This is a genomic window from Paenibacillus sp. GM1FR, assembly GCF_002803315.1.
GTDB classification, from domain to species: Bacteria; Bacillota; Bacilli; order Paenibacillales; family Paenibacillaceae; genus Paenibacillus; species Paenibacillus amylolyticus.
The window spans coordinates 1-21896 of record NZ_MKZL01000054.1 but is presented as its reverse complement, the minus strand read 5'-3'; the positions used below and the strand labels follow the sequence as shown (position 1 = coordinate 21896).

At 45.8% G+C, this 21896-nt stretch carries 25 protein-coding genes, 1 tRNA gene and 2 pseudogenes; 8 read left to right on the top strand and 20 right to left on the bottom strand.

From position 1 onward, the window contains the following. The first annotated feature begins 80 nt into the window (after positions 1-80). Positions 81-806: a DsbA family oxidoreductase gene (locus tag PAEAM_RS24350; RefSeq protein ID WP_076318403.1), complete on the top strand. Its 726-nt coding sequence runs from the start codon at positions 81-83 to the stop codon at positions 804-806. A gap of 335 nt (positions 807-1141) precedes the next feature. On the opposite strand, the gene PAEAM_RS24345 is transcribed toward PAEAM_RS24350, so the two are convergent. Together PAEAM_RS24345 and PAEAM_RS24340 are read right to left on the bottom strand one after the other, a co-directional pair. Beyond that, positions 1142-1972: an aldo/keto reductase gene (locus tag PAEAM_RS24345; protein ID WP_017689419.1), complete on the bottom strand. Its 831-nt coding sequence runs from the start codon at positions 1970-1972 to the stop codon at positions 1142-1144. 174 nt (positions 1973-2146) lie between these two features. Continuing rightward, on the bottom strand, positions 2147-2428 hold the full coding sequence (locus tag PAEAM_RS24340) for a hypothetical protein (protein WP_076326962.1): 282 nt from the start codon (positions 2426-2428) through the stop codon (positions 2147-2149). Between the two features lie 149 nt (positions 2429-2577). On the opposite strand from PAEAM_RS24340, the gene PAEAM_RS24335 reads away from it, so the two are divergent. Then, entirely contained in the window at positions 2578-2976 is a 399-nt protein-coding gene (locus PAEAM_RS24335) for a hypothetical protein (protein WP_100529284.1), read from the top strand. Between the two features lie 100 nt (positions 2977-3076). On the opposite strand, the gene PAEAM_RS24330 is transcribed toward PAEAM_RS24335, so the two are convergent. The 10 genes and pseudogenes from PAEAM_RS24330 to PAEAM_RS24285 all read right to left on the bottom strand — a co-directional run. Next, complete coding sequence (locus PAEAM_RS24330; protein WP_017689421.1) at positions 3077-3298, bottom strand: YuzB family protein; 222 nt, start codon at positions 3296-3298, stop codon at positions 3077-3079. Between the two features lie 21 nt (positions 3299-3319). Next, a complete protein-coding gene (locus PAEAM_RS24325) occupies positions 3320-3622 on the bottom strand; it encodes a heme biosynthesis protein HemY (RefSeq protein WP_036609727.1) in 303 nt (100 codons plus the stop codon). Between the two features lie 142 nt (positions 3623-3764). Next, complete coding sequence (locus PAEAM_RS24320; protein WP_036670081.1) at positions 3765-4022, bottom strand: hypothetical protein; 258 nt, start codon at positions 4020-4022, stop codon at positions 3765-3767. A 196-nt stretch (positions 4023-4218) separates the two neighbouring features. After that, the gene (locus PAEAM_RS24315) at positions 4219-5430 is read right to left on the bottom strand and encodes a M14 family metallopeptidase (RefSeq protein WP_100529283.1); all 1212 of its coding nucleotides are present in this window, start codon (positions 5428-5430) and stop codon (positions 4219-4221) included. A 228-nt stretch (positions 5431-5658) separates the two neighbouring features. Further along, complete coding sequence (gene racE, locus PAEAM_RS24310) at positions 5659-6468, bottom strand: glutamate racemase (RefSeq protein ID WP_076249991.1); 810 nt, start codon at positions 6466-6468, stop codon at positions 5659-5661. 221 nt (positions 6469-6689) lie between these two features. Continuing rightward, positions 6690-7067 (bottom strand): YtxH domain-containing protein, encoded by a 378-nt coding sequence (locus PAEAM_RS24305; RefSeq protein ID WP_017689426.1) that lies wholly within the window; start codon positions 7065-7067, stop codon positions 6690-6692. A gap of 183 nt (positions 7068-7250) precedes the next feature. Continuing rightward, entirely contained in the window at positions 7251-8165 is a 915-nt protein-coding gene (locus tag PAEAM_RS24300) for a DUF4261 domain-containing protein (RefSeq protein WP_076249925.1), read from the bottom strand. 10 nt (positions 8166-8175) lie between these two features. Beyond that, entirely contained in the window at positions 8176-8637 is a 462-nt protein-coding gene (locus PAEAM_RS24295; RefSeq protein ID WP_100529282.1) for a DUF86 domain-containing protein, read from the bottom strand. A 173-nt stretch (positions 8638-8810) separates the two neighbouring features. Next, positions 8811-9098: a Dabb family protein gene (locus PAEAM_RS24290; RefSeq protein ID WP_017689429.1), complete on the bottom strand. Its 288-nt coding sequence runs from the start codon at positions 9096-9098 to the stop codon at positions 8811-8813. A 285-nt stretch (positions 9099-9383) separates the two neighbouring features. Continuing rightward, positions 9384-9767, bottom strand: a pseudogene (locus tag PAEAM_RS24285) (phage holin family protein); the annotation flags it as partial. Positions 9768-10215: 448 nt separating this feature from the next. Here PAEAM_RS24285 and PAEAM_RS24280 point away from each other — a divergent pair. Beyond that, entirely contained in the window at positions 10216-10812 is a 597-nt protein-coding gene (locus PAEAM_RS24280) for a helix-turn-helix domain-containing protein (protein WP_017689431.1), read from the top strand. A gap of 223 nt (positions 10813-11035) precedes the next feature. Here the strand turns inward: PAEAM_RS24280 and PAEAM_RS24275 are convergent, their stop codons facing one another. Beyond that, positions 11036-12190: a sn-glycerol-1-phosphate dehydrogenase gene (locus PAEAM_RS24275; RefSeq protein ID WP_100529281.1), complete on the bottom strand. Its 1155-nt coding sequence runs from the start codon at positions 12188-12190 to the stop codon at positions 11036-11038. 158 nt (positions 12191-12348) lie between these two features. Here PAEAM_RS24275 and PAEAM_RS24270 point away from each other — a divergent pair, with 158 nt between their 5' ends. Next, the gene (locus PAEAM_RS24270) at positions 12349-12534 is read left to right on the top strand and encodes a hypothetical protein (protein WP_036609735.1); all 186 of its coding nucleotides are present in this window, start codon (positions 12349-12351) and stop codon (positions 12532-12534) included. Positions 12535-12641: 107 nt separating this feature from the next. Here PAEAM_RS24270 and PAEAM_RS24265 read toward each other — a convergent pair. Further along, a tRNA-Leu gene (locus PAEAM_RS24265) sits at positions 12642-12725 on the bottom strand. A gap of 225 nt (positions 12726-12950) precedes the next feature. Here PAEAM_RS24265 and PAEAM_RS24260 point away from each other — a divergent pair. After that, entirely contained in the window at positions 12951-13943 is a 993-nt protein-coding gene (locus tag PAEAM_RS24260) for a Gfo/Idh/MocA family protein (protein WP_100529280.1), read from the top strand. 223 nt (positions 13944-14166) lie between these two features. Further along, complete coding sequence (locus PAEAM_RS24255; protein WP_036609739.1) at positions 14167-14529, top strand: winged helix-turn-helix transcriptional regulator; 363 nt, start codon at positions 14167-14169, stop codon at positions 14527-14529. Positions 14530-14580: 51 nt separating this feature from the next. On the opposite strand, the gene PAEAM_RS24250 is transcribed toward PAEAM_RS24255, so the two are convergent. The 5 genes and pseudogenes from PAEAM_RS24250 to PAEAM_RS24230 form a co-directional block, all read right to left on the bottom strand. Further along, the gene (locus PAEAM_RS24250) at positions 14581-16092 is read right to left on the bottom strand and encodes a sensor domain-containing diguanylate cyclase (protein ID WP_347707911.1); all 1512 of its coding nucleotides are present in this window, start codon (positions 16090-16092) and stop codon (positions 14581-14583) included. Between the two features lie 272 nt (positions 16093-16364). Beyond that, positions 16365-17102, bottom strand: a complete 738-nt coding sequence (locus PAEAM_RS24245; RefSeq protein WP_100529279.1) for a spermidine synthase — start codon at positions 17100-17102, stop codon at positions 16365-16367. Positions 17103-17261: 159 nt separating this feature from the next. Next, the gene (locus PAEAM_RS24240; RefSeq protein ID WP_017689438.1) at positions 17262-18164 is read right to left on the bottom strand and encodes a LysR family transcriptional regulator; all 903 of its coding nucleotides are present in this window, start codon (positions 18162-18164) and stop codon (positions 17262-17264) included. A gap of 59 nt (positions 18165-18223) precedes the next feature. Continuing rightward, positions 18224-18961, bottom strand: a complete 738-nt coding sequence (locus PAEAM_RS24235) for an SDR family oxidoreductase (protein WP_100529278.1) — start codon at positions 18959-18961, stop codon at positions 18224-18226. Between the two features lie 24 nt (positions 18962-18985). Then, positions 18986-19102, bottom strand: a pseudogene (locus PAEAM_RS24230) (Atu4866 domain-containing protein); the annotation flags it as partial. Between the two features lie 203 nt (positions 19103-19305). On the opposite strand from PAEAM_RS24230, the gene PAEAM_RS24225 reads away from it, so the two are divergent. Beyond that, entirely contained in the window at positions 19306-20241 is a 936-nt protein-coding gene (locus PAEAM_RS24225) for an AraC family transcriptional regulator (RefSeq protein ID WP_100529277.1), read from the top strand. Positions 20242-20305: 64 nt separating this feature from the next. Here PAEAM_RS24225 and PAEAM_RS24220 read toward each other — a convergent pair whose 3' ends face one another. Further along, on the bottom strand, positions 20306-20743 hold the full coding sequence (locus PAEAM_RS24220) for a MerR family transcriptional regulator (RefSeq protein ID WP_100529276.1): 438 nt from the start codon (positions 20741-20743) through the stop codon (positions 20306-20308). Positions 20744-20912: 169 nt separating this feature from the next. Between PAEAM_RS24220 and PAEAM_RS24215 the strand changes: the two genes are divergently transcribed. Continuing rightward, complete coding sequence (locus PAEAM_RS24215) at positions 20913-21779, top strand: SDR family NAD(P)-dependent oxidoreductase (protein WP_100529275.1); 867 nt, start codon at positions 20913-20915, stop codon at positions 21777-21779. Positions 21780-21896 lie beyond the last annotated feature (117 nt).

Genomic DNA, 21896 nt, shown 5'->3' with positions numbered 1-21896 from the left:
TCCTTGCGAATTATAGAAAGTGGCTTTATAATTGTAACCATATTAGTTTCAACTAAAAGGATGATGGAGGTTTTAATAAAATGAATATTGAGATATGGTCTGATTTTCTGTGCCCTTTCTGTTATATCGGTAAACGCCGCCTGGAGAATGTACTGGAACAGTTCCCACACCGTGATGAAGTGAAGCTGCAATTCAAAAGCTTCGAGCTTGATCCAAACGCTGCATTGAACCCAGGCAAAACCAATTCGGAATATTTGGCTGCCAAATATAATATGAGCGTGGAACAAGCCAAAGGTATGAATGCCCAGATGAATGCCAATGCTCGTACGGCAGGACTGGAATACAATATCGATGCCATGATCCCTACGAACTCCTTCTCAGCTCACCGATTAACGCACTGGGCAGATACACAAGGTAAAGCGCTTGAACTGAGTGAACGGATATTCCAAGCTGTGTTTATTGAAGGCAAACACTCCGGCGACACTGAAGTGTTGGCTCAGTTAGCAGAAGAAGTCGGCTTGGATCATGACGCAGCTGCGGCAGTGCTGTCCAGTGATCAATTCACCGACAATGTCCGTGCTGACCAAGCAGAAGGAGAGCAACTTGGTATCCGCGGTGTACCGTTCTTTGTATTCGACCGTAAGTTCGCCGTATCGGGTGCTCAACCTGACGAGGTGTTCCTGGATGCCATTCAAAAAGCATGGGACGAGCGTTCCCCATTCACCATGGTTGAATCCAACACAACAGAAACAGACGGCAGTGGCATCTGCACAGATGACGGATGCGAAGTCCCGAAAAAAAATTAAGCCAATTCACACACAAAAAGCAGCCGGATCAGGGATATTTCCCGATCCGGCTGCTTTTTTTATATACTACACACCATTCTAGCTCATTGTATATTTTTGTGTTTGATGGACAGTTACTGTGGAGGGGACGGAATCGATTCTGAAGAAGCGAAGCGTTCGCCTGAAAGCTTTCTGCAAGAAAGCTGCATCGGAAGCATAAGCTGTATCCAAATTTTATCCTCTGAAAAGAGGAATCAAAAAAATTTGGAGACAACAGCGATCAAAAGAACGATTCCGTAACCGGAACAACTACAAGTAGTTCATCAAACACTTATATTCAATTAGCGTCTACCCACTTAATCCCAGAACAGTTGATCTGGATGTGGACCCGTCCGCTTATCGGAATCAAGTGCATCAATCTGTCTCAACTCATCTGGTGTCAATTCAAAGTCAAAGATGTCCGCATTCTCACGAATACGCTCCGGGGTAACCGACTTCGGAATCGTCACAATCTGATTCTGAATGTCCCAGCGTAGAATGATCTGTGCTGGCGTTTTCCCATATTTCTGGGCCAGCGCTTTGAGGGTAGACTCTTGGCTCAGCTTGCCTTTCATGATCGGGCTCCATGCCTCCAGCTGAATTCCCTGCGCCCCACAGAAATCCTGAAGTTCCTGCTGGATCAGACCTGGATGCAGCTCTACCTGATTAACCGCAGGCACGGTGCCACCTTCATCTATGATATCTTGCAAATGATGTACTTGAAAATTACTCACACCAATCGCACGAATGCTCCCTTCGCTATAAAGACGTTCGAATGCTCTCCACGTCTCCTTGTACTGATCTCTGCCAGGCCAGTGAATTAAATAAAGATCAATCACATTCAGTCCAAGTGCCTTCTGACTGGCTTCAAATGCTCTCAACGTTGAATCAAACCCCTGATCCTCATTCCAGAGCTTGGTCGTCACAAACAGTTCGTTACGGGCAACACCACTGCTTGCAATAGCTTGTCCCACTTCTTCCTCATTGCCATAGATGGACGCGGTATCAATACTACGATATCCAACCTCCAAAGCGGTCTCAACCGCCTGTTGTACTTCCTTACCTTTTGCTTTATATGTTCCAAATCCTAGCCATGGCATCGTTACTCCGTTGTTCAGAATCGTACAATCTGTAATATGTTTTGTCATTCTGTACCTCCCGTATGGAATTTTGCCTGCTCTTGTTCTATTAACCTTCTCACAGAATTTTAAGCGACCATTCGACATACTGTCGGAGTAAACCCATAGACCCAGAGTCTTTGCAAAAGATATGAAAAACCCGCAAAGCATTGCTGCCCTGCGGGTTCTGATGTGACAGGAACGTTATATATTCCCTTGACCGTGCTGACTCTGGATTGAATTCAATCGTCTCTTCTCCTCGATGAACATTTCCTCTGCCAACTCAACACCTTGCCCTCCGAGTGAAAGCTCTGCTTGTCGCATCGCCTGCTCCGTGTGTGCCAGACGTCGTTCCGCCTGTACAATGGTCTGTGCCGTCGGATGAGACATGGCCTGAGATACAGCATAATGAAGCTTGTTCACCGCATTTTGCGCCTGAGATACGGTGGTATCGGCTTGCAAACTGGAATCATAACGCTTCGGCATGAGTATTCCTCCTTGGGATTATCATGTTCCTGTTACCCCTTTAGGATGGATAACACAAGCCTTCCTTATTCTTCTTTTGTGTTTTTATCGTAACTTTAGTTGATCACGCTACGTTTATTAGATAATCATGTGAGTCGGGAGGAATTTATTTGAAGAAAATATTACTGACACTTTGCATGTTGCCCTTGCTCATTTGGGTACAGGGCTGCGCTCCTGCAACATACGAGATAGAAGGATATACAGCGTCATCCATGAACCCAGACATCCCGGTTCCAACCAATGCAAAACTTATTGAGAACATAACTTATTCCGATGATCCAAATCTTAAAAAAGGCGCTAATTACGAACTGAAACATATTGGGGGTGAGCAAGGACTCTACCCACCAATGGATTATTTTCAGAAGTTAGCGGATACAGGTTGGGTAGAATTGGAGGAAAAACGACTGGGAAATGTACATTTTCTGAAAAAGGATACTACCGTCATCGCCATTGAAATTCGAGAAGATACCTTCCAAATTACTGAGTTGGTCGAAGGTGCTATGGAGTAACACACCCTTTCACTTCTACCCAAACGCAAAAAAGGAGAGGCACGTAGCCCCTCCTTTCTGATGTGTGGACAGTTTTCTCCACTCACCGTGTTATATCCTATTACTTCACGAACTTTGCAACTTTGGCGAGCACTTCTTCTTCTGTCGGCGCACTGATATACCGACCATTAATAAAGACAAACGCACGTTTCGCGCAAGGACCGCAATAGGATTTGCACCCAATCTTAATCTCCGTGTCTGGAGCCATTTTTTGCAACTTGGGCACAATCGATTTCAGTCGGACATGATTACATTTTTCGCATACGCGGATATCGTTAGCCATGGGTTCCCCTTCTTCGCACCCTTAGTGGTCGCCGTGATTACCTTGGGACGGATTCGTAATAACAAATCCCTCTTCCGGGAAGTAGAGGTAGTCAATTTTAACACCGTTCAACAAAGGCTGGTCATTTGCAAGAATGACATCAATCTCTTTATCGGTAGATACAACTGTATCATTTTCTTTTGGTGTGTCGATATCAAGCCCGTAGTGAGCATGGTCACCATGTGCATGGGTGATGACAACGCGCAGTTTTTTCCCTTCGTTTTCCGGCTTGTCCAATTCAAGCTTCAATACTTTAGCAGCATTACGCGTAATTTTGCAGTTCATTCTCTTCATCTCCTATATTGTAATTGCAGGTTTCAACAATTTCAGCATTCTTAAACTACAGCATCTATTGTAAAGAAAGTTACCGCTCTTCGCAATAACATTGATGCGAATTCAATGTTAAAATGATCCATCGGGCCGCAAATTAAGAAGGTGTCCCCTCCTGAAGCACAGGATATTTACGTTCTGCCCGGCTTACAAACCAGTTCATCAGAATCAAAGTGACCCCGATATCATCGATGGGCATAAACGGCATTACGTCAGGAAGTACCCAGTATAACAGCGCCGGAATAATAAACAACAACTTTTCTCCCAAAGGAATCTGCGGAGCCCGGAGCAGCCGGGGGAGCCTTTTGAAAACTTGTGTCCATCGTTTGAACGACAGCAGTCTTCTCCACTTCATTTGAATCCCTCCGTAACATTATATATGTCGCCGAAATGGCACATCCATCATTACCCGTTCGAAAACCATTCAGAACGAATGATGTAGACTGTCATTATCAAAAATAATAAAAACGGAACGTCGCTCATAGCGTCCGTTCCTGTTATACGAATGATCTTCTGTTAAGTTTCACACCATCATAATTCAGGGTCTTGCCTCATTGTCCATTGGATAACAGTTCAGCCAGCAACATTCCCACTTCTATACAAATATCATCAAACTGTTCTACGGGAAGCGGATTAACACCCAATCCAACTTCTACCGTGAAGCCCGGTCTACCGAAATCTTGAATAAACCAGTCCTTGTATCCGGCATCACTGCCACCGAGCTTCACCGCCTTGTAGCCGGAAGCTTTGGCGAGTCTACGCGACAGCGGTCCACTCTCCCTGGGTTCCAGATCACGGTAGTTCCAATAGATCTCCTGTCCCTGACTATGCAGGGATACAACCGCATCAAATGTGTGTTGCCGCGTCCACTGCGCAAGCGCCTGTGCCTCCGGTTCTGTCAATGGCGCTGTCCCCGCATAATCCCTGGGGCCAGGTGAGGTCATACCTCTTCTCGCTGCCTCTTCATCCCAATGGGCTGGAAATTGATCATTCAGATCCACCCCTCTGATGTTGGCCTTCCAATGGGTAAAATGTGATCTGTCCGCATTCCAGGCTAACAACTGCTGTGCGTGTGGGTGCTGATTGACCACACCTTCCTGAACCAGTTCGACCCCGTCCGGATTAACCATCGGCACGGCCCAGAGTGTCGTCTCTTGCATCCAGCGTTCTGTCTGATATTGATGCCATGTCCTATGCGCACTATACGCCTCGGCATACTCTTCGATAAACTTCATCAGAACTGCTGTTGTCAACCACTCATTCGCATGAACGGAAGCGTTAACATGGATATGTCTCGCCCCTTGCCCAATACGCATATAAGGTAGCGACTTCCCCATGACACTTGTTCCAATGGACCCCTTTTCAATAAACGGGTATTGATTCTCCAGCTTGTCTATATCCCTGATTAATTCTCGATAACCATACTCTCCCTGAATCTTTACAATAGTTTTTCCATTCGAAGCCGGAATATGAATACAGCGACCAACCCAGTCGGTTATATTGGTGATTTCGGGATTAGCCTGGCGCAACACCTCTTCGTCCAGACCAAATCTTTCTGCAATCTCCCCTACACTTTCTCCAGGCGGTACAGCGTATCTGCGACCTGTCCCGGGGACAATACGCAGCATCTGACCTGCCAGCAAGTATGGCTGGGAAGCCACTTCCGGGTTTAGTGCAGCAAGTAACTCTTTGGTCATATGGTGTGCTGACGCAATTCGCGGCAACGTATCTCCCCGCTGAACAATAATCCACTGTAGATCCATGTTGTTCTCCTTTCCACAGGAAAAGACAGGTCTCCTGTCCAGTTCTGACCAATTTCGTGTCTGTAACATATGTATGCAGGTCAGGTTGTCCGTCATGTGACAAGAATCATGTTTATCTCCTGTTAATGCATAATGACGACAAAAAATCCCGGAACTTCACAGTTCCGGGATAGTCCACAACCAAAATACATTAATTAAAAGTCTTATTCATGCATAATTTGAGTATAACTATGATAATTGCGTAACTTGCCAGACAACAGGGGTCTTGGAGATCTGCTCCCCCAACCATCGGCGGGTGATATTCTGGAACATACGCGGGTCACCCGTGCAGAAAAATTGATGCACCGGAGTCTCATCCCCACTGGCCAGCTTTCGTTTGTCATATAAAATCGTACTGATTTCACGTGCCGTTTCATCTGCTGAACTGATTAACTTCACTTCCTGTCCCATAACTTCCTGAATCGTGTCCATGAGAAAGGGATAATGCGTACAACCCAGAATAAGACAATCGATTGGCTGTTGTTTGATCTCGCCCAATGATTGTTCCACCGTATGTGTCGTGTGCTCGGAACGAAATTCACCTTGTTCCACCAACGGCACCAGCGCCGGACAAGCCTGACTGACCACATCAATATAGGGGGACAACTGTTTGAGTGCCGATGTATAAGCCCCACTACCTATGGTACCCGTGGTACCAATCACACCAATACGTCCTGTACGTGTCGCTGTGATTGCGGCCCGCGCACCTGGATGTATAACACCAATGACAGGCATATTCACCTTGCCACGGATATACTCCAACGCGGCTGCTGTTGCTGTGTTACAGGCGATAACGATAACCTTCGGATCGAATTGGATCAAGAAATCAACGATTTGTTCCGTAAATTGTTTTACTTGTTCGGACGAACGGGGTCCGTACGGTGTCCGGGCAGTATCCCCAAAATAAATGATCTTTTCCCGCGGGAGCTGACGCATCACTTCCTTGGCGACGGTCAATCCCCCCACACCGGAGTCTAATATAGCGATTGCTTGCTGCACGAACACACCGCTTCCTTCTTCATTGAATTGGTTCTCAAAACGATTGTTTCTCAGAGCTTTCTTCCTACCGTATGAACATTCCGGCAAAAAGGTACCTACATCTTACCCGATTTCATTGCAGGGTTCAAATTAAATCCACGCGCTACGTCATCTATGTGTGGACACGCAACAAAGCAGGCTCTCCTCTAAATAGAGGAAAGCCTGCTTATCCCAAGCTTTGCTTAGTTGTCGTCCTTGGACTCATCCGCAGGAAGCTTCGCTACGATGTCAATTCCGGGTTCATCCACTGTTTTATCGATATCATTATCCACAATGGCTGCCGATATGCGAATTTCTTTCCCTTCAGCGCAATTGCGCCAGGATTGAATATCCTGAATCACGACATCTGCGGTCTCTTTAACTTTGGATACGATCTGCGAACTTTGTTCTCCCACGATACCAGCCAGTTCCTGACCTTTCTCCGATACCTGACGAGCACCTTCTGTAATATCCTGACGAAGTTCACGGCCCGATTTTGGTGCCAGCAATAATGCCGTTACTGAACCAACCACGGAGCCAATAAGAGCTCCCCACAACAAACTTTTGTTAGAATCCTTCACGTCACATCTCTCCCTTTACTATTGTTTAAGTACCGGATCAGAAGCAACGGTCTGTCGCTCAGCCATCCGGGCGAATGCCTACTCTGTTGATGCATTATAAGCAGCACAGGCTTGACTTGACACTCCAGATGTTAAAAATAATCTGAACGCCCTTTTTGAATGGATGCAAATGACGGCTTAAACTCAGTTCTGACGAGCCGGCTCGAGATCAGCCGCGGCATGCTCATCCCCCGGGTCCAAATCAATCACATATCGTCCAGGTGCAATCAATGCCGCCTGATGTTCACAACGCCAGCGACGTCCACCTGAAGAACCCAGCGTCTGTCCATCTTGCAGAACATCCCCCTGATCAAATATGTAATACGCTGCACCCAGTAAGGTCTGAGCCACCGTATCGGGATCAAGACCGACGAAGTGACACTGGACATCAGGTACACCCAGCGCAGATAATCCCACGGTATCCATGACCAACCCGCGCTGTTCCTCTGTACCTCCGGCTTGATACATTCGAACATTCATGGCTGCATACAGATGTTCCTCACGTTCCTGAGCTTGCGTATATGCTTCCGGTTCAACCAGCTTATCACTGCCATACCAATACAGTGCGTCACAGGTCACACTCTCCATAATTGCCAGTACAGTCTTCTGAAACAGCTCCAGGCGCTGTTTACGAGGCATGGCAGCCGTGAACATATCATGTATCCGAATGGAGTAACGCGCAGCTTCCACAGCTTGTCCTGCATCCGGCCAATGCCATGCTTGTTGCAGAGCACCGCCAAAGCGAGCACGATCTGCGATTTCATTCACAGGAAGCATGCAAGTCTGAGCAGGGATATCCCCTTCCTGGAAGGATACCTTGTGGTCCAGATGATAGAAGACAAGCATCTCATGCTTTTGCCCTCCGCTCTCTTGTTTCACATCCAGTCGGACTTGTCCTGTATGACGGATCATAGCTTCCTGCAAACGCAGGCGATCCACCTCTGGACGTTCCCGGAACAAAAGTTCAACCATATACACCGGATGGAACCCGGAAGGTGTTTCATTTGTTTCGTTACTTTCAGTATTTACTTCATTGAATTCTTTTGATTCATTTGTCATGCGATTTCCCTCATTCCTTACGCTGTCCCTCGGCCTGTGCCGTATTGAAAGGACCAAGTTCTTTTTCCACGTAGGCGCTAACCTGAGTAGTAAAATGTTCAAGTATACTCGGCAACTCTACGCTAAGTGGATGGAGCTCAGACCGCTCCCAAGTGTAATAATCCTGCACCAGTGGCTTGCGTAACGTGACAAGCCGACGCAATATCTCATAGGTCGGATTATCAAAAACCTTTTCTTCATAATTAATCTGAATAATATCATCATAGCTGCTTGCATCTCTCATGATAAAGCCGTCTATCAGATAACTTCCCACATCGGTAACAATCTCGATCGCCAGGTGAAGACAACGTTCCTGTACCATACCCAGCATGAGACTCCCATCCCAAGCTTCTGCTGCCCCGCGAAGCCCTTCAGCTACTTCTGGTACAGCAGCAAGCCGGCGGGCAATCTGTTCTCTGTTCACATAATACATTCGTTCACTTCCCGTTCAGTGAGTTATCGGTTCCGTTTCCCTCTTCGCTTAAGCCAGAATATCATCACAGGACAAGCGATTAGAAACACAACAAAAATATATAGAAATTCCATAACGTCTCTTAAATCGCTCATGCAGAGTCCCCTTTATCTCAACGTAGTTTGAATGAAAGATCAGATTTCGTAGTCCACTGCAATTGACTGTTCTCTGACTTCGTTCATGTACTTGATAACTTCCTGATGAAGCGGGTGTACCTGATACGCCTGGAGATCCTCCAGTGACGCAAACTCCGCTGTGAGTGAAATGTCGAACGATCTCTCCGAGCGAAGCACATCAATCCCGATTTCAAGTGAAACCAGGACATCAATTTTACCTTCCAGATTGCGAAGCACCTGAGCTGCAGCTTCAATGCTTTCTGCTGAGCGATCTTTCATTTTGAACAGGACAATATGTTTTATCATCTGGGCAAACACCTCGTTTAATATAATAGTAGAAATGAATGAATTTTCATGTATCCAAAATATATCATAACGTTCTCTATTACGAAAGGATACTTGGAAACGTTCTCTTGATAAGAAAAACTAATCCGAACCGTTTCCTTTCGATTCGGATTTCTTTTGAGATCCATCCTCTGTCTGTTTCACGGAGTCATCCTGCAAAGTTTGTCCTGTTTCAGCCTGCTGTTTGATGTTGTCCGGGGTTTGCTGCGGTTTGGACCATTCACGATTCGTCAGATACTCCTGATCCTCCTGTTTCTTCAACACTGCAATGGCCTGTCTGAGCTTTGCAGGCAATGGAAGACCGATTTTGGCATAATTCTCGGTAATCGAAATGAGTTCATTCACCAGATAGAAATAAATAGCTCCGCCTTTGATAAAATCGGTTCCCATGATCAGATCAATTCGATGAGCAAGCAAAACAACGGTCAGCATGAGCCCTTTGCGGGCAATCCCCCAGAATCCAATGTTGCTATTCAAGCCGGTACCTGTTCTTACCGCCGCTGCCAAACCTGTTATATAATCCACAGCCATCGCGACCGCGAGCAGGCTCAGCAATTGATCCCATCCGCCAAAAGCAAACGTAACAAATGCTCCCGAGATGACAGCAAAGGTATTCACAGATAGATGCACGTTCCTCACCTCTCCTTTACACTTGAGTATCATACAATATATGTAAAAGTAAGAGATTTGACAGGTCACATGTCATGCTGAACATGCGGATTTATCATTTCAGATTTGTGCACATCCTCTTCACAACAGGGGAACGAAAATCACATGCTTTTGGGGAATTCAGGGAAATAAACCGCATCATATCAACAAAAAACAGATAAAAGTTCTTTAGACCTAGTAATAAGTAATTAGAACTATATTATTTTTATTCCTGTCCAATTTCTCCCCTCATTTTTAGTGAAACATTGTAATCTAGGAATATACTAGGATGTGAATTGCGCATAGTCTAGTTCGTAGTTCCCTCTTTATCGTGAATTGACGCATTGACGCATTTGTAACCGGTAATCCCGGCACTTGAAAGTACCCCGTTGTTTATTGTAGTATTTGGTTAAAAAAAATCGGAGGAAATATGCCTAATCAACCAGAACAACATTCCATCCAGGCGTGGTCTCTGATCAACCGTAAATACTTGGGAAAAGGCGTCCGTGTTAAACGATTCCGAAAACCGACACGCTGTCAAATCCGCAATCGTGTTCTTCTTGCCGTGCTGATGGCCAATGATATCAAGTTGTCCCAGCTTGCTGAAGACCTCTCCATCTCTTCACGCAGTGTCAGTGCGTGGGTATATGAAGGACGGATACCCGGCAGTACCAATTTGGACAAGACTTGCCAATTACTCGGCTACCCGCGTCATATTCTCTTCAATGAAGAAGTTGTGCGTAATAGCCCTGTCATATGTCAACCCGAGTCATCTCGCTTCATGAAGCGTACGGTGACCCGTTCTCCGGTTAGTAACCGTATTTTGACAGGCTTGTGTATGGTCCATGATCTGTCGGTGACAGATGTCAGCCACTGGATCGGGGTTCATCCCGGCACTTTCCGCAAATGGCTGCATCAGGGAACACTGCCTTCTGCTGCATTTCAGGAACAAGCGGAGCAATTTTTCCGTATCCCGAAAACTATTTTGTTCGCAGATGTCATCTTGAAAGATCGTCGCAACAACTAAATAAGCGAACAGCCAAAAGGCTCTGATCTCCCCATAGGGAGGCCAGAGCCTTTTTTAAAATAAAATGTATGCCTCGTCTCTCGGATTTGAAGCACTGTTCTGGCTACTCCATCAGAAATGTCAGATAACGTACCCTTTTTCACCTTTTGCTCCCAAGGAGAGCCATCACAGCCCGTTACAAGCGAAGTTAAAGCATTTCATCATGATCATTCTCTCTAAAAGGTCATCCTAAACTCGTGTTTAACACTTCATTGATATATCTCAATCCGGTATATCGAGGACGAAGCGTATGCGCTGTGTTGAATGCATGTTCCACCATCTCAGGGGTTACACCGAGTTGCTCAGTAGTCACAGGTCCACCTACTTGTTCCAACCATGCGATGAGCTGAGAAGCCTCCGGCAATTGATCATATATCCCAAACACTGGTTCACCCGATGTCTGTGCAAGTTCTTTATATTTCACTGTAAGCAATGCACATGCTACACCAACTTTGGCACCATGCAGAACCGGTCTTTCTCCCGCTTGCATCAGATCCATCTCCAAAATATGGGACAGATGATGCTCACCTCCGGATGCCGGACGGGAATGGTCGATGATCAGCATGGAGATACCGGAAACAATTAATGCGTCCATTAATACAGCTACTCCCTCTGCTCGCCCCTCCGCAATCGCTTGTACATGATCTATGCAGGTATTCAGCGCTTCTTCTGTCATCCGATAAGCAACCGGACAGAACGGTTCCCCGCCCAGATCACGAGAAACAATCCAATCTGCAAGGGAAGTATATTTGCCAAGCATATCTCCGAATCCGGCAGCCGTCATCACTTGGGGAGCTTGCTCCAGGATATTCATATCGGCAAAAATGGCTTCAGGCGGAACAGCCTGAAATGTCTGTTTGATTCCGCTTACAATTAAGGGTGCACCCGCAGAGGTAAAGCCATCTACTGAAGCCGCTGTCGGTATCGACAGAAAGGGCTTATTCATTTTGGAACAAACAAATCTCACCAGATCATGAATGGTACCTGAACCCACCGCAATTACAGCCTGACTTTCGAGTCTCACACCCAACATAACCTGCACAATAGCTGCTTCATCCGCAATGATATCCCCCGTGCGATTCTCCGGTAGAGCGATCTCATCCACATGCATTCCCGCTTCGCGAATACTACTCAGCACATCAGATCCGGCGGCCCGAAACGTATGTCGATCATAAACAACCGTCACCTGACGATATCTTTTCTCAGACAAATAACCCGGTAACCTCTGAATGGCCCCAGCTTCCAGATGTATCAGCATATCCACCACTCGGTGTTGATGACCGCAAGCACACTGCTGTGCTTCCTCATTCCATGCTGCAATTCGTTCGTTCATATTCATTCGCTCTTACCCTCCCATATGAGATATCATGCATAATAAACGGGTTAAAACCACAAGATAAAAAAGGAAATAAAATGTGATGATTTTCCTGATCACACTTTACTGCCTGTACCCAATATTTGCAAATCCATATCTCACATTTCCAAGTAGGTGAAGCAATGAAATTAACGAAAGAATTAGGAATTTCGCTCGGATTTCTCGCCGGAACCACTTTTGGCAGCGGTATCGCTTTTTTGTTTCGTCTCCAGTCGGTTGAAGTGGTTGCCAGTGTAACGCTATTTGGTATTGCAGGAGCCATTGCCGGGATCATCACGGCAGTCATTCTGCGCCAGCGGCAACATTAGCATTGGCATGCTGGTAGCAAAATGTAGGCTTCACACGAATGTTCCACAAAATAAAAAAAGGTTCGTGAATTGCCCTAGAGCAACTCACGAACCTTTTTTTTGTTAGATGCGGTCGAGAGGACTCGAACCTCCACGGGGGTTAGCCCACACGGACCTGAACCGTGCGCGTCTGCCAATTCCGCCACGACCGCATAATATGTATCTCCTCATCCATCGATGAAAAGCGTTCCGGTGAAACAATTCCTTGTTTTACCGTAATTCAGAGTATACATGCTCCAAAATAAAAATGCAACTTCTTTTTTATTCATTCAAGAAAAGGACATATGTCCTTTTTTCTCAACTTCAAACACCCTATCGTAGCATTAAACAACAAATATACCATCCATAAGAATGCAAAAATGAAGGAGAGATCCACCTTGAAAACAACCCATCTGTGCTTTATCGGTGCCGGGTTTCATGCGTCCACGAATATTTACCCTTCTGTTGTTGAAGCCGGAGCGCAGATCCAGGCCATTGCCACACGCAGTATGGAACGCTCTGAAGCAACTCTGCTGCGATTTGGCAGCAACGGACAAGCGTATGATAATGCTCAGCTTATGTTGCAGCAGGAAATCTGTGACGGAGTCGTTGTGGTCGCCCAGCCTGTAGATCAGACCGCTCTTGTTCTCGAATGCATTCGGGCTGGCAAGAATGTATACGTGGATAAGCCGCTCGGATGGAACGCAGCGGAAGCCGCCACTGTAGCAGAAGCTGCCGAGCAGGCTGGCGTCGTTGTCATGGTCGGTTTTATGAAACGTTATGCCCCCATATACATGAAGCTGAAGGAGCTAATTGATAGTGGTTCGCTAGGTAAGGTACGTTCATTCCAGATGAAATTCGCTGTAGACAGTACCCCATTTTGCAAGGATGAGGAACAGTTCATGAAGCTCGCTGCCATTCATATGGTCGATCTGATGCGTTACTTATTCGGAGAAGTAATACGAGTTACAGGTACAACCGTGAAGGATGGGGAACACATTAATCAAAGCATTTCCCTTGTATTTGAAAATAACGTAGTAGGTAGCGCTTATTTTACCGGCATGAGTGCTTGGTCACGGGAGAGTGAAAGTGTACTCGTCACCTTTGACAACGGATTTGCGTCAGCTGAAGAGATCAACATACTTACTGTTCATCAATCCCGGAGCTCGACCAGCCTTCCCTGGAAATCTCTCGAGGAGCAAGATATTGTATATACACCTTCCGGATCTCCCATGTCAGGAGCTTATCGTGACCTTTATCTACGCGGGTTTGTTGGTGAAATGGCGCACTTCATCGCGTGTTGCCAGAATCAGACTGTCCCACATTCCAGTGCCAAGGATAATATTGCAACGATGGCTCTATGTGACTCCATTCTATCGTCACTGAAGTAGCGTATATACGCTCATCATCATATTTTATACATCCAGCGAAGAGCCTGAAACCGGGGCTCTTTTTTATATTATAGACATCAGCACATCTGCCTTGCCCTAGAGTTAGGGTTTATAATCTGCATCATAAGTGATATGCTCATTCATGAACTATACGTACTTTATGTAATATAACCACCCAAATAGATACTATAGAAAATCACCGTAAAGTGGAGGTGTAGTTATAATGAAAAAGGACGCAACCAAGCTATGTCCCGCGCCATACGGCTGTTCCGTGGAAGTTACCCTCAGTGTGATCGGAGGCAAATGGAAAGGTGCCATTTTGTATCATTTATTCTCCGGTCCTTTGAGATTTAACGAGATCCGAAAATTGTTTCCTGACATTACCCAGCGTATGCTCACCCTGCAACTTCGAGAGTTGGAAAGCAGCGGAATTGTTCATCGTGAAATATACCCCCAGATCCCACCTAAAGTGGAGTATTCCCTCACACCATTTGGTGAAACGTTACGGCCGATTATCTTCAGCATGCGAGATTGGGGAGAAACGTATACAAATGAGGTTCTGGCCAGATCCTCACAAGAGGTATAGTACACAAAAGAAGCTGTCCCTGGTTTTTAAGGGAACAGCTTCTTTGCTTGCTTATTTAATAACCGATTGGATCGTAACCGTACGGTTACGTCCCTCTTCCTTCGCTTGATACAATGCATTATCCGCCAGGTGAAACAGTTCTGTGGATGTTGTGGAGTGCTTGGGATATTCAGCAATTCCAGCCGAGATGGTCACGGAACGATCTATAGGCAATACGCTTTCTTCGACCGTTATTCGGATACGTTCAGCAATCTCAAAAGCGACGTTAGACTCGGAATTTCTTAACAAGACTACAAATTCCTCTCCACCAAACCGGGCGCAGACATCTTCTGGTCGAACAGACAATTGAATGATATTGGCAATGTGTTTCAATACTTCATCCCCAGCATGATGCCCGAATGTATCATTAATGGACTTGAAGCGGTCGATATCCAGAACAATAATGGAGAATGGCGCCTCATCCTGAATCCATTCCTGAATGACTTCTTCGAAGGTTCTGCGATTGTTCATGCCTGTTAAAACATCTGTTCTGGCATCATAGACAAGTTGGTTTGTCTGTTTCCTAAAGTTCGCCAATGCGCCAACAACTGCTCTTGTTAGAAGGTCTGCCTCTCTATTCCAGTGAGGTTTCATCACAGGCAGTTCTACTTGTCCCTTATCGACCTGATTCACCAAATCAGCCAGCATAGCAAAAGGACTGGCCAGCTTGCGTGCAACCCGAACCACAATAAGGGTCAGGATCAGGAAAGGCACTGAGGTGTACAGTAACAACATACGGATATGATGATTCAACTGATCGTACACCGTTTGGGTTGGAGACACGATTACGACGCCCCAATCTGTTGATGGAACTTTGTAATAACCTGCAAGCGAATCCACACCTGCCAGGTTTTTGTATTGTTCTTTACCGTGCTTGTTTACTAGCAGCTTTTGCACCACTTCATTTTTACTGACATTTTCACCAATTCGGTTGGTGTTAGGGTGAAATAACAAAGTGCCCTTCTTATCCACAATAAAAAAGTAGGACCCATTACTTGTCTTGAGCTGACTGCCAAAAGACAGACTCAATATATTATTTTCCTGTAAAAAGATATTTCCACCAATCGTTCCTTGGTACTCCCCTGCCGAATCAAAGATCGGTTCACTGACAAATACAATTCTGCGTTTGGTTCTGGGTGTCTGGTACGCTTCGGAGATATACGAAGTCCTCAAGCTAACCGCTTCTTTTGCTGCATTGGAACTAACATGGTGACCTACGCTAGCCTGTGAGTAAGGTGAGGTAGACCTAACTACTCCCGCTTTATCTACCAAAGAAACGGAATTGAAAAAATTACTGCTATTGCGAACCAAATCCAATGTGGAATTCAACTCTTTTGTATTGGAGTGATCCATATCCGGGAAATAATTGGCTGCATATTTCAAGCTCTCCTGCATGGAATAAAAAAGCGAATCCAGCGTTTGGCTCATTTGCACAGCGCTTGCATAGTTTAGGGACAGGGTGTTATCAATGAGTGACTGTTTCTGAGATGTATAAGATGAGATGACCATGAGGGTCAATGTCATTATAACTGAAATAGTGACCAACCCGCCGAGTAAAGCCGTGAGGCTGATCTTCTTGATGTTTTTTATTTTTCTTCGTAATCTTCTAGATCTCTTGATCTGTGCAATCATCGTTTACTTCCCCCGGATTTTCATGAAAAAGCATATTCCTTCTATCTTATACGAAAGTTGTTAAGATCAAATAAAGAGACTGAGAAATCTTAACAATTACATCGTAAGATTGACGATTTAATGACATTTTACTTTCCCTGGAAGAATCACTGTTCAGGATCGCCCTAATCGACAATGATATATCCTTCTTCTGGCTCTTGTTCAACAAACCCTGCCATCTGACGAACCTGAAATTCGATCGGGTGATGACTACCCATTAAAATGCGATTTTGAACTTCATCCGCTGTTTCTGTAGGTAATGCGAATGCACGTGTATAGGCAAACTGTGCCTGAAGTGTCGTATAGATCGCATTGACAAGCCGATCATTGCCCGCACGCCCGAACACATTAAGGATCACAGCTCCGTTCGAGTCCAGCTTGTCCTTGACCATGGCAAAAAAATCACTGGATATAAACTGCTCGGGTGTACCCGTTGCCGTAAAGGCATCAATAATAATATAATCATATGACGCAGCAGGTTCCTGGCCCAATAATTCACGACCATCCCCAATAAGCACAGGACTTCCCTCATATCCAAAAAAGGTCCGGCTCAACTCCACGACCTCTGCGTCAAGCTCAGCCACCTTTACCTGACGATGAGACAAGTAGGTTGGCAATGTGCCAATACCATGTCCCACCACAAATACGGTATCAAACTCAGGATCATTCCGTTCCATTAGATGCACTATCGCTCTCGGATACTCCAACACCATCCGGTTAGGCTCATCCAGATCCATGGCTCCCTGCACAGCTGCGTTGGAGAATTCTAATACACGAAACTGGCCCTTCTCTCCATAAAGCTTTTTGGTATCATATACCGTCAGCTCATGCTGTTCACTTTTATTCCGATACAGAACTCTCACTAACCGTTCTCCCTTCAATCTATTGCACACATTCGACATATACCTTCATTCTATTACACGGGATGACAACATACCACCCTATACTTTAAAGATCATAGTACAACAAAAAACCGTTCCGACTCATTCGGAAACGGCCTTTTGATGAACGTTTTAACACTTCTAAGACCCTATGGCCTCATGCAGAGCCTGGACATATGCTACACCCAGATTAGAGAGAGAAGTGCTCTTGTGGCTTATCCACCCTACATTAATGGACTCCTCACATTCCAGCGGTACAGGAATGATCTCGTCTCCGTTCAGATCAGCGCTAAGTACACCTGTAGAGATCGTATAACCATTCAGACCAATCAACAGGTTAAACAATGTTGCGCGGTCATTGACCTGTATGCTTTTGGGGTGAGATAACGTACTTAGGATCTCTTCGGAAAAGTGAAAGGAATTGTACTCTCCCTGATCAAATGACAAGTACGGATAATCCTGCAGTTGCTCGATTGCAACCGACTCCTGCTTCGCCAGCGGGTTCTTCACACTGATAAAGATATGAGGCTTGGCTGTGAACAAACTCGTGAAAACCAATCCCGCATCTTTTAACAATTTGTTAATCACCTTGGCATTGAACTCATTCAAATACAGGATGCCAATTTCACTGCGCAGGCTTTTCACGTCCTGAATAATCTCGTAGGTCTTTGTCTCCCGAAGCGCCAACTCGTATTCATCCTGACCATACTGCTGTACCAGACGAACAAAGGCATTCACTGCAAACGCATAATGCTGCGTCGATACGGAGAAGTGCTGCGGGGATGGCTTGGCGTTCAGATAACGATTCTCCAGCAATTCAGCTTGTTCTACCACCTGACGTGCATAACTCAGAAACTCAACGCCTTCTTTAGACAGAGATATTCCCTTATTGGTACGTTCAAAAATAGTAATTCGCAACTCCTGCTCCAGATCCCGAATGGCATTCGAAAGGCTGGGTTGCGAGATAAACAACCTTTTGGCTGCTTCATTCATGGAACCGCGCGTGGCAACTTCGATCACATATTTTAGTTGTTGTAATGTCACTGCACTATTCCTCTTTTCGTATCAATTGAATCTATTATATACCAAAAGAGGATCTGAACTTAAGCCATGCTTGCTGTCGGTCTCACTACAATCTCATTTACGTCCACCTCTGCCGGCTGGCTAATGGCGAACAATATACTTTGCGCAATCGCCGAGGCGGGAATCGATATGCGCCGATACTCTTTCATGAGATCACGTGCTTCTTCATCAGAAATCGTATCCGCGAGTTCCGATTCCGTCACGCCCGGTGATACAAGGGTTACACGGATATCTCCGCCTACTTCCTGTCGCAACCCCTCCGAAATGGCGCGGACCGCGTATTTGGTTGCACAATACACCGCTGCCGTTGGTGACACGGCATAGGCTCCAATAGAGGCGATATTAATAAACTGGCCGAAACCCTGCTTTTTCATGACGGGCAGTCCAGCCGCAATGCCATGCAGAACACCACGAATGTTAACATCTATCATGCGATTCCACTCATCTACTTTTAACGATTCAAGGGGAGATAGCGGCATAACTCCAGCGTTATTTAAAATAACATCGACACGTCCATAGCGAGTTTGAGCGAGGTCAACGATGGTTTGCATCTCTTCCAATCTGGTAACATCCAGCGAATGATACTCCACCGATCCGCCCTCCAAACGAATGGAGGAGGCCAATGCCTCCAAACGTTCCATACGTCTAGCTCCAATAACTACATGTGCTCCATGCTGTGCAAGCAATCGAGCTGTTGACTCGCCAATTCCACTACTCGCACCGGTAATGACCACAACTTTTCCTTTTACATTGGACATATTAAATCGCTCCTTATTTGGTTGTTATTGTACATTTTCTCTATACAAAACCATGCCTGCATGGTACAAAACGCCGTCCCTGAAGTCTCCATCCGCTGTAAATCCCGTATCATCCACGTATTCTATATGTTTCCCACATACGGGTGTTTTGGTTCTTGTTGGTCTCCCATTGAATTGCGCTCCATTGTTTCTCACTCCTCTCTGCTTCAAAAGATTCCGTTGCTTCTCTCCATTATGTAGAGGATCAGTCGTTGTACGATAGAAAAATCCCGCAATATTCTTGCCTATTCCTCCAGCGCGTTTTAAAATAATAGTAATCGTGGTTTACAAGGGGGCTGCAATTCATGCTTATCAAAACAAATGAAGCGGATACGAGCATCACGGAACAGCAGCAACAATTGGCTCAACTTATTGAGCATTTCACCCCAAGTGACGGGATACATCCAACAGCAATTCCATCCCTTGCCTTAATCCGTGCCTCCGAGATCTCACAACCCATATATTCCGTTTATCAGCCTTCCCTCTGCATTGTCGCCCAAGGTTCCAAATTAGTTATACTCGGCCGCGAGAGCTACACCTACGACCTGTCACAATATTTGGTAGCTTCCGTAAACTTGCCTATTTCAGGACAGGTTGTACAGGCTACAACCGAACATCCCTATCTATGTATTCGACTGGATTTTGATTCAGGGCAGATTTTCGATCTGATTCACGCTACCCCTTCTGCTCAACCCAAACCTGACCATTCAACACGGAGAGGATTGTTTGTTAGCTCAACCAAACCTTCCCTTCTTGAAGCCGTGATCCGATTGGTTCGGCTGCTGGATACACCTGAAGACATTCCCGTCCTTGCCCCTCTGTTTATCCGCGAAATTCTATATCGTATTATCCAGGATCAACATGGACATTCCATCAAGCAGTTTGCTATTCAGGACAGTCATGCACAGCACATCGCCGAGGTGATCGAAGTCATCCAATCTGATTACGCTAAGCCACTTCGGATTGAACAACTTGCTGCCATGATCAACATGAGTTCTTCCTCATTACATCATCATTTCAAAGCCATTACCGCCATGAGCCCTTTGCAATTCCAGAAACAAATTCGATTGCATGAAGCCCGGCGAATGTTGCTTGCAGGTTCAACCGATGCCGCCGACGCTGCGTTCCAGGTTGGCTATGAAAGTCCGTCTCAATTCAGCCGGGAGTACGCCCGCATGTATGGTCTCCCTCCAAAAAGCGATATCAAACGACTTCGTCATACACTCGATATTAAATACTAGAAACAGCAAAAAGACCCGCGTCCTCATGACGTGGGTTTTCGGATTCAAATAGGCAGCAACGCGATCAAGAGAATAGGTTCTGTTTTTCAAAAACAGACATCTGGTTCTCCCCGGTAATAGGACATTCATCAGGATACATACTTCGTTTCTCCAACTTCTCGTCGATAAAATCAACCACCTGCTGTAGCGAAGCAATCTGTGCTTCAACTTTCTTCCGGTAATTCACCAGCATCTCCCGTTCCTCCGGGAAATCTGCGAGATCGGAATCCATGGACATCTGCAAATAAGGCTTCATTTCTTCCAGAGACATTCCTGTTTTTTTCAGGCAAGTGATCAATTTCATCGTATGGATATCCTCCGAGCGATATACCCGATGGCGATTGGCTTTGCGTTCCGCTCGGGGAAGCAGCCCAATCTTCTCATAATAACGAATTGTATCTTCTGATAATCCGGCCTGTTCTGACGTTTCTTTAATGGAAAACACTTCATTCTCACTCATCATATGGGCCTCCTCCACATTCATTTCTCTCCATATTACAACTTGGAGCTGACTCCAAGTCAAGCATGATCCATTCCATCCCAACACCCCTTGACTTGGAGTCGACTCCAAGTTATAGAATGAGCGCAGCATACAGATTCGTTCTGTAATCCCATTCTATCTGGAGGTATATATGAATATACAAAATCAGCTTCGCACCGCTCTCATCACAGGTTCAACGTCAGGAATTGGTCTTGAACTGACACGCAGGTTACTCGCTGAGAGATGGCAGGTAATCGGTCTCAACCGTTCTGCTTTCCCATCCGAGGATACCGATATTCAGAACGCCTTACGTTCAGGCCAGCTCCGTTGGGTTCAGGCTAACCTGACCAACTATGACAGTCTGAGAACTGCACTGGATCAAATTAAATCCGATACCGATTCGATTGATGTCTTGTTTAACAATGCCGGGGGTAGCGCTGCCGAACTTCGTTTCTCTGATCAGGGGCATGAACTGCACTTTGAACTTCAGACGATAGTCCCTTACATCATCTACATGGAATTAGTTGAGCTATTACTCAAAGGACAGATGAAAACAGTTATTAATACTTCCACCACCTCGTTCAATATGGTCAGACAATTTGATATGAACATCCTGGAACGTCCAGCCGAATTCAAAAAGCTGTTTGGTCCTTATGCCACCTCGAAGCTCGGCTTATCCCTATGGACACGCGAGGTTGCCAAGTCTGCCAGTGCGGATGGCATGCAATTACTAAGCGTAGATCCCGGTGGAAATAACACGCTAAGGGGCAACAAAACATCCGGCCTGCCCTTCTATATCAAACCTATCATGAAATGGTTCTTTCCTCATCCAAGCCATGGCGCTTCGTTGCTCTACAATGCGGCCTTATCCCCAGCCAGACACGAATCCGGTGCGTTCCTGGTTAAAAATAAAGCGACAACGCTTCGTTTCACAGAGCAAGGCCCTGCTGTTTTAAAGCGGGTAAACGAGATCTACGAGCAGCGTTTTCGTACAACGAAGTCTGGAATAAAGACGTGACCGCATGCGGTCACGTCTTTTTTTGTCGTTTGTCCCTCATATTATCCAGGCCCTGATTCATAGGTGTAAACATAACGATACAATGTCGCGTGTGACATGTTATTGAATCTGGAGGGA

Excerpts from the sequence above, each read along its gene's own strand:
- PAEAM_RS24340 (WP_076326962.1), bottom strand. The coding sequence starts at position 2,428 with ATGCCGAAGCGTTATGATTCCAGTTTGCAAGCCGATACCACCGTATCT.
- PAEAM_RS24320 (WP_036670081.1), bottom strand. The coding sequence starts at position 4,022 with ATGAAGTGGAGAAGACTGCTGTCGTTCAAACGATGGACACAAGTTTTC.
- PAEAM_RS24290 (WP_017689429.1), bottom strand. The coding sequence starts at position 9,098 with ATGATAAAACATATTGTCCTGTTCAAAATGAAAGATCGCTCAGCAGAA.
- PAEAM_RS24330 (WP_017689421.1), bottom strand. The coding sequence starts at position 3,298 with ATGGCTAACGATATCCGCGTATGCGAAAAATGTAATCATGTCCGACTG.
- PAEAM_RS24215 (WP_100529275.1), top strand. The coding sequence starts at position 20,913 with ATGAATATACAAAATCAGCTTCGCACCGCTCTCATCACAGGTTCAACG.
- PAEAM_RS24255 (WP_036609739.1), top strand. The coding sequence starts at position 14,167 with ATGAAAAAGGACGCAACCAAGCTATGTCCCGCGCCATACGGCTGTTCC.
- PAEAM_RS24225 (WP_100529277.1), top strand. The coding sequence starts at position 19,306 with ATGCTTATCAAAACAAATGAAGCGGATACGAGCATCACGGAACAGCAG.
- PAEAM_RS24295 (WP_100529282.1), bottom strand. The coding sequence starts at position 8,637 with ATGTATTATGTGAACAGAGAACAGATTGCCCGCCGGCTTGCTGCTGTA.
- PAEAM_RS24280 (WP_017689431.1), top strand. The coding sequence starts at position 10,216 with ATGCCTAATCAACCAGAACAACATTCCATCCAGGCGTGGTCTCTGATC.
- PAEAM_RS24325 (WP_036609727.1), bottom strand. The coding sequence starts at position 3,622 with ATGAACTGCAAAATTACGCGTAATGCTGCTAAAGTATTGAAGCTTGAA.
- PAEAM_RS24235 (WP_100529278.1), bottom strand. The coding sequence starts at position 18,961 with ATGTCCAATGTAAAAGGAAAAGTTGTGGTCATTACCGGTGCGAGTAGT.
- PAEAM_RS24315 (WP_100529283.1), bottom strand. The coding sequence starts at position 5,430 with ATGGATCTACAGTGGATTATTGTTCAGCGGGGAGATACGTTGCCGCGA.
- PAEAM_RS24350 (WP_076318403.1), top strand. The coding sequence starts at position 81 with ATGAATATTGAGATATGGTCTGATTTTCTGTGCCCTTTCTGTTATATC.
- PAEAM_RS24250 (WP_347707911.1), bottom strand. The coding sequence starts at position 16,092 with ATGACATTGACCCTCATGGTCATCTCATCTTATACATCTCAGAAACAG.
- PAEAM_RS24270 (WP_036609735.1), top strand. The coding sequence starts at position 12,349 with ATGAAATTAACGAAAGAATTAGGAATTTCGCTCGGATTTCTCGCCGGA.
- PAEAM_RS24300 (WP_076249925.1), bottom strand. The coding sequence starts at position 8,165 with ATGACAAATGAATCAAAAGAATTCAATGAAGTAAATACTGAAAGTAAC.
- PAEAM_RS24345 (WP_017689419.1), bottom strand. The coding sequence starts at position 1,972 with ATGACAAAACATATTACAGATTGTACGATTCTGAACAACGGAGTAACG.
- PAEAM_RS24220 (WP_100529276.1), bottom strand. The coding sequence starts at position 20,743 with ATGATGAGTGAGAATGAAGTGTTTTCCATTAAAGAAACGTCAGAACAG.
- PAEAM_RS24275 (WP_100529281.1), bottom strand. The coding sequence starts at position 12,190 with ATGAATATGAACGAACGAATTGCAGCATGGAATGAGGAAGCACAGCAG.